Genomic DNA, 6,649 nt, shown 5'->3' on the forward strand with positions numbered 1-6,649 from the left:
TTCCGGAGCCGGGCGCGGCGGGAGCGGAACCCGCACATTCCATCTTGACCCCGCCTGGAATCCGCCACGCTGACGCCGACAGGCGTCCGTGCGCAAACAACTCCCCTGAACCGCATTTGCCTTGATAGCCGGCCGGCAAGCTGTGGCAGGACCAGGCACGAGCCCAAAAGGTCAAATTTTAATAATATCCGGTCGAGTGCCGAAAGACCGCGCTCATCATATCGTTTGCATGATATTTAATAAGTCTCCCCTAATATACAGCCCATGATGTGAGTGGCGATGGGTCACTCGCGTGGTGCGGAAAGCAAATAAGAGCAATATATCTCCGCGCTCCAGCGACTTGTATTTCATGGCAGGGATAGCGATGAACAAAATAATGGAAAGAGGGGCAAGGCTCGGCAAGAAACATGCCTGTGCATTTGCCGCGGTTGCATTGATCTCGATGATGTCCGGTTGCCAAAGCATGGATGCCACCAAGACGAGCTCGATCGGCACCAAGCCCGTGGTTCATTCGCTTGGCCAGAGGGTGCACTACGCCAAGGACAAGCGGCTGCATCTGATCAACCGCAAACCGCTCACCAAGATGACCAACGTGACGCGTACGAGGGAGGAGGCCTATGCGGCCTTCGTGCGGCCGCAGCGGGTCGGCAGGCCGGCGACGGTGAAGGTCTCCTACAGTCTGGGCAATGGCGGCCCGCTCCTGGGTCATTCGCCCTGGATATGTGGTCCGAGCGGTTTCGGCCAGCGCGCCAGCTGCCGTTCGCGTTACTAAGCCATCAGACCTGAAGCGCGGCCGATTTGACTGCTGCCGGGTCTTTGCCGGGGGGCGCGAGTGGAGGGCGGGAGGTTTGCGCAGACGTTGCGCTTTGCCTCTTGCCCTCCAACCGCCATGCGTTCGTTAGGCGCGGACCTCCGTGGCATTCCGATCAGGTCACGATGCTCGGCCCGGGGCGTGCCAGCCGTCATTGTCGCCGCCCGGCGGCCGTGGCCGCGCGACATAGGCCGATGCTCCGTTCGCCTCGTGATAGACGCGTGCCAGCATTTCCGCCAGCACGCCCGACGTCACCATCTGCACCCCGGCGATGAGCATGAAGAAGCCGGTGAACAGCATCGGGCGTGTTCCGATGTCTTCGGCGAAAAACAGCTTCAGGCAAAGCAGGTAGGCAAGGATCAGCGAACCCAGCGCGCCAAGCACGATGCCGATGCCGCCGAAGAAATGTCCCGGCCGTGTGCGATAGCGCATGAAGAAGTACATGAACACCAGATCGAGCACGACCCTGAAGGTGCGCGAAATGCCGTATTTGGACTGGCCGTGGATGCGGGCATGGTGCGTCACCACCTCCTGCGCGATGCGTCTGGGGGTCGTCACCGTGGCCAGCCATGCCGGGATGAAGCGGTGCATCTCGCCATAGAGCTTGACGCTGCGGATGACGTTGCCGCGATAGACCTTGAGGCTGCAGCCATAATCCTTGAGGCGCACGCCGGTGACGCGCGCGATCAGCGCGTTGGCGATGCGCGAGGGCAGCCTGCGCATGAAAAAACCTTCCTGGCGGTCCTTACGCCAGCCGACCACCAGGTCGAGATCCTCGCTCAGCAGGCGATAGACCATGCGGGGGATGTCGTAGGGATCATTTTGCAGGTCGCCGTCGATCGTGGCGATGACGTCGCCGCGCGCCGCGTCGATGCCGGCCTGCATCGCGGCGGTCTGCTTGTAGTTGCGCACCAGTTCGACCGCATGCACATGCGAGCCGTAATGCGCTGCAAGGCGCCTGATCTCGCTCACCGTCGCGTCGGTGCTGCCGTCATCGACCAGCACGACCTCCCAGGGCTGGTCGTAGCGTTCCATCGCCTGGTGGATCCGTGCCAGCAGCGGCTCGACGTTTTCGGCCTCGTTGTACATGGGGACGACGATGGACAGCGTATGGTTCGGCATTACCGCGCCGTCAGGCAGTCCCGAAGCAGGGATGGGCAATACGTTCATTGGGATGGCTTCCTTGCAGGTCCGACAGCCGGATTTCCCGGCAGCGTCGATTTCGAGGGAAACAGCCAGGCGATCGCACCCGTGGCGATTGCCGAGCAGAAGATGAACAGGTGCAGCGCCAGCGCCGCCTGCAAGCCATTCTTCATCGTGATTCCGGAGGTGAGCAGCGCCGCCGCTGCTCCCGCTTCATAGGTGCCGAAGCCGGCGACGCCTTGCACCGGCAGTATGGCGGCTCCTTCGGCCCCAACGACGCCTGGAAAGGCGGTCGAAAAGGATGTCCCCAGCAGCATTGCCAACAACCATCCCTGCACAGTGAGCTTCAGCGACCAGTTCGCGATCGTCCACCACCAGCCATAGCGCGAGCGTCCGGTTGCTTCGGTGAACACATCTCGGAGCTTGCCGAGCTTCGCCACGATCTTGCCGCGGCCGGCCCAGTCATGCGGTGCACGCGCCCAGCGCGGCAGGTACCAGGCGGCGACGATCAAGACGGCCCCGCCCGCAATCCTAATCGCCGGATGCAGGCCCGGCCACACCGCCAGGGCGAGCACGCCGACGACGAAAGCGTCCTGCAGTCTGAACCACAGCAGTGAGGCGCTGGCGCGCATGATCGGTATGCCGAAGACCTGGCGCAGGAGCAGGGGAAAGGCCGTCTCGCCGCCGCGAAAGGGCACGACGTTGATCATCGCATTGTGGATCAGAATGACGCGCAGGCAGGCGCCGAAGCGGCCATGCACCTCGTCGCGGAACTCGTCGCAGACGCGCAGCGCACGCAAGACATAGGTGGCGAAGAACGCGATCGTCGCCACGGCGAAGGTGCCGGGCGTGATGCGGGCAAAGGCGTCGCCGACCATGCGCCAGCGCGAGTCGCTGGCGAGCCAGGCCAGCAGGGCCAGCGTCACAATGATCGAAATCGCTCGTTTCAACAATTCCTCCGGTCGCAACCGTCGAATTCCGCCAGCCGTAGAGATATTTGACCTTGCTGGCCGGCTTGTCTCGCTTAGCTTGCTGCGTTGGGCAGGCGAGGGCGGGTCGGCAAGGTCGCTGACCGTCGCCGGATTTCCAACGTTTGCCTGATCCCCAGCCCATAAGCCCAACGGCCTGACCAGATCAAGGCCGGCTGATTTCATAAATCAGGAGGTTGTCCGAATCCAGCCGCTTGGTCCCGATCTTGTTGAGATAGTCGATCACCCCGTCATGATGCTCGATGAACGGCCGTTTCTGACTGTCTTCGGCATCCTTTGCCACGCCGAACCAATCCGCGCCTTGCGTGCGAAGTTCCTCAAGCTGTGCTATCGCGATGGCATCGTCCTCGACGAACCTGGACCACTCCACGTCGCCGCCACCAGGCGGAAACACCCACCCGCGCGCCCTGCTGTAATAGACTGCGACGGGATCTCCCACCTCCGGAGCGATGGCCACGACAAGATCGCCAGGTTGGGCCCTGCGCGCCAGCTCGTCGCCAAGCAACTTTCCATTCATGGCGAAGGGCGCCTTCATCGTCCGGACGAGGGGAAAAGTCGACCAGACAAGCATAGCGGCCACGATGCAAATCGACCGCAGAATTATCCCAGGAGACGGAACGGTTTTGGCTCCAAGCGTCGCCAGGACGACCGCGCCACGGCCGCAAAACATCGCAAATGGCACATGGAATATATGATAGTTCCATGGATTGGTCGTGATCTCACGTGCCGCAGCGAGATAAACAACAGAGGCCGCTGCAAGCCATATGAAAGGTATGGCCGAAAGAGCGCGTTCTTTCGATTCCGCGACTGGCTGGGGCGGTATCCAGAATCCGACCGCCATCAAAATCATGAACGGATAGCCATAAAACCACCAGACCGACGTGTTCCAAACAGATTTGAAATAGAAATCGTTGCTGAAAAACGTCCAGAATCCAGAATCCCAGATGTATCCGCTGCCCGCGACATGAAAGGGCGGATAGGTTCGCCCGAGATAAATGGCCCAGCTGTAGTAGGCGCCGATGACGAACAGGCTGACCAGTCCGCTTATGAATACTTTGGCCGCATGCTTTCGCCGATTTTGCAAAAGCCAGCAAACCATCAGATAGAATATGACGCCTCCAGCAGCCAAACCCGGTGGTTTTGCAAGCACACCGAGGGAAAAGCTGGCTGTGGCGAAAGGGAGCAGCCACGCGCTGCCTCCCGTCCAGTATTTCGTGAAAAGCCAGACGCCCAAGGTTACCAGAGCCAGCATCGAGGGGTCGGGAAGAAACGAGCTGTCGATCATGATCGCCGCCGGCATCAGCGCATAGGCAAGTGCCGCGGCGTGGGCGTGCGTCTCGCCCCAGCATAGCGCCGTTAATCTGTGCAGTGAAAACACCGTCACCAAGCCGAAAAGGGCCGCAATCATGCGGCCGAACCAGTCGTGCCAGCCAAAGAGTTGGTAGAGTATGGCGGTCAGATAGCTGACGATCTGGAACTCGCGGCCCTGATAGCTTGGCCCGGGCCCGGTCCAGCTGACCTCGGGGAAGAAGATGTTCCAGCTGCGCTGCTGGAAATTGTCGGCCATCATCGCGGTACTTGTTTCGCGCCAGCTGAAGGCATCGACCAGCGGCAAGGTTATGTTGTGGAACCTGAACAGGATCGCAATGAACAGTATCCCCAGCAAGATCGCCATGTTGGGGCTCACGGTGTTGCGAGCAGTCGTTTCCCGGACGGTCGACTGCTGCCGGTATTGCTGACCTTCGGCCTGGTTCAATTCCGGGTCGCCCGCCATTTGAAACCGCGTCCTCCCTGACGTCTGCGGATGTTGCTTTTGAGTGCGATTGTCAGAGTTGGCAGAGCATATGACACATTTCTTAATTTTGACGACAGCGGGATGCGCACATCTGGAACGGTTGTTGTCCGTCCGCTCGCAAAGGTTGACATCACCGTTCTCGCGACTGTTAAATAGTTCATACGGCTGTCAGAGCGATGATAGTGCTACCTTGGGCAAAACGGGCATGCGAACGCCAATTGTACTGACAGCTCTGACCGGATTGCCACCGCATGGTGTCGACGGTCGACGCAAACATTGTCGGTTCGCAACTTGTATGCAACTCATGTTTCTCCTGGCCCTCTGCGGCCAGACGGCGCTTTCGGGAACGGCGCATGCGGCTGCCGCCAAAGACGGCAGACCAGCGGGAACGGTCATCGCACCGGCTCCAACTGCCTACGAGCTGCAGCTTCTTTATGCCGACCGCACATGGATATGGAAAAACGGCGCGGCCTTTTTCGCGCAGGACAATCGACGTCTCCAGGCCTGGACGTCCGGGCAGGACACCACGTCTGTCGCGGAGGGTAGATGGCTGGTGACCAAGGATGGCAAGATGTGCATGGAGCTCGCCTGGCGATCGAAAGGTTACACCGGCGAGCAGCACCGCACCTGCTACAGCCACCGCATTCAGGGCCTGAATATCGAGCAACGCAAGGATCCGGACGGGGAATGGTACGGTTTCAAGCGATCTCCCGAGGATCCTTCCGACGAATACAAGAAATTCGAAGCAGGCGACACCAAGGGCGCGCAGTTCGAAGTGACCCGCAAGCTGGTCGATGCCAAAAAGTAGGCCGCGCTTCCGGCCGCGCTGAGATGGCCGGGCTGTTCTTCCCGTGCGCCTGTCGTGGAACCCGCGAATCGCTTATGGTTGAGTGGCTCGGCAGGCGCTCGGCGCGCCGAGCGCATTTAGTCGCATTCAACTGCATCGCCTGGACGACAAGACGATGGCCTGCCATACGGTTTTGATGAAATTTAATAATTAGTGATATCTAATATAACGTGTGATGTGCGAGTGGTCACTCATGCGGCGTGGAAGCGGCCCAAGTATAGTATGTCGCAATGCGCCCCTGGCTTATACTTGATAGCAAGGGACAGAGGATGAGAAATTCCGCGAGCGTATTTCGCTCAAGCAAGAATGTCGTATCTATTGCCGCGGCTGTGGCGCTGAGCTCTATGGTTGCAGGTTGTCAAGGTATGGACGCAACTGAAACCGGTTCGGTCCTTATCAGGCCCATCGTCCACCCGGTCCGCAGTCAGCCCTCGGTCCAGCCCGTGCAGGCCAGATTTCTCGTGCGCTCGCTCCGGGCCGACCTTCCGATCCAGATGACAAGCACAATAGGGACCGAAAGTGCCTACGCCTTTGCACCGCCGCAACGGATCAAAGCCAGCACGCCGGCGCCGGTGAACATCTCGTTCAATCCGGGCGATGGCAGCACGTTCTCGGGCGGCTCGCCTTATATCTGCAGCCCTAGCGGATTTGGCCAGCGCGCGAACTGTCACCCCCGCTATCTCTGACCCGTCGGGCGACGACCGGCGCTGCCGCCCTCACTGGCGGCAGTTTCATGGGCCTGGTCTTCAGTCCGAAAAAGGGAGCGGCCGTCCTGACAATCGTATCGATGTCTGAAAGCTCCGGCACAAAGCCAAGATGTTCGCGTGCGCTTCCCGGGTCGGCGTAGAGCTCCGCCGGATCTCCGGCGCGTCGGCTCCTGAACACTGCCGGAACCGGCCTCGACGTGATTCGGCCGACCGCCTTGACAATCTCCTTGATGGAGACGCCCCGCCCTGTGCCGAGATTGACCGCAAGGCTTCGCCCGCCACCCTCGATATGCATGAGCGCTTTCAGGTGGGCGCGGGCCAGATCGGTGACGTGGATATAATCCCTTACGCAAGTGC

At 60.4% G+C, this 6,649-nt stretch carries 5 protein-coding genes and 1 pseudogene; 2 read left to right on the forward strand and 4 right to left on the reverse strand.

The annotated features are described in order from the left end of the window. The first annotated feature begins 364 nt into the window (after nt 1-364). Nucleotides 365-772: a hypothetical protein gene (locus EN994_RS12930; RefSeq protein WP_013532500.1), complete on the forward strand. Its 408-nt coding sequence runs from the start codon at nt 365-367 to the stop codon at nt 770-772. Between the two features lie 159 nt (nt 773-931). Here the strand turns inward: EN994_RS12930 and EN994_RS12935 are convergent, their stop codons facing one another. The 3 genes from EN994_RS12935 to EN994_RS12945 form a co-directional block, all read right to left on the reverse strand. Beyond that, nucleotides 932-1,933 carry a glycosyltransferase family 2 protein gene (locus EN994_RS12935; RefSeq protein ID WP_244514345.1) on the reverse strand — a complete coding sequence of 334 codons (1,002 nt, stop codon included), beginning with the start codon at nt 1,931-1,933 and terminating at the stop codon, nt 932-934. Nucleotides 1,934-1,977: 44 nt separating this feature from the next. After that, nucleotides 1,978-2,904: a lysylphosphatidylglycerol synthase transmembrane domain-containing protein gene (locus tag EN994_RS12940; RefSeq protein WP_013532498.1), complete on the reverse strand. Its 927-nt coding sequence runs from the start codon at nt 2,902-2,904 to the stop codon at nt 1,978-1,980. A 184-nt stretch (nt 2,905-3,088) separates the two neighbouring features. Next, complete coding sequence (locus EN994_RS12945; protein ID WP_013532497.1) at nt 3,089-4,717, reverse strand: glycosyltransferase family 39 protein; 1,629 nt, start codon at nt 4,715-4,717, stop codon at nt 3,089-3,091. A gap of 211 nt (nt 4,718-4,928) precedes the next feature. On the opposite strand from EN994_RS12945, the gene EN994_RS12950 reads away from it, so the two are divergent. Beyond that, nucleotides 4,929-5,546, forward strand: coding sequence for a DUF995 domain-containing protein (locus tag EN994_RS12950; protein WP_245321910.1), 618 nt, complete (start codon nt 4,929-4,931; stop codon nt 5,544-5,546). 678 nt (nt 5,547-6,224) lie between these two features. On the opposite strand, the pseudogene EN994_RS35645 reads toward EN994_RS12950, so the two are convergent. Beyond that, a pseudogene (locus EN994_RS35645) lies at nt 6,225-6,649 on the reverse strand (UDP-glucose 4-epimerase GalE); the annotation flags it as partial.

This window comes from Mesorhizobium sp. M7A.F.Ca.CA.002.09.1.1, from assembly GCF_003998555.1.
GTDB lineage: Bacteria > Pseudomonadota > Alphaproteobacteria > Rhizobiales > Rhizobiaceae > Mesorhizobium > Mesorhizobium ciceri.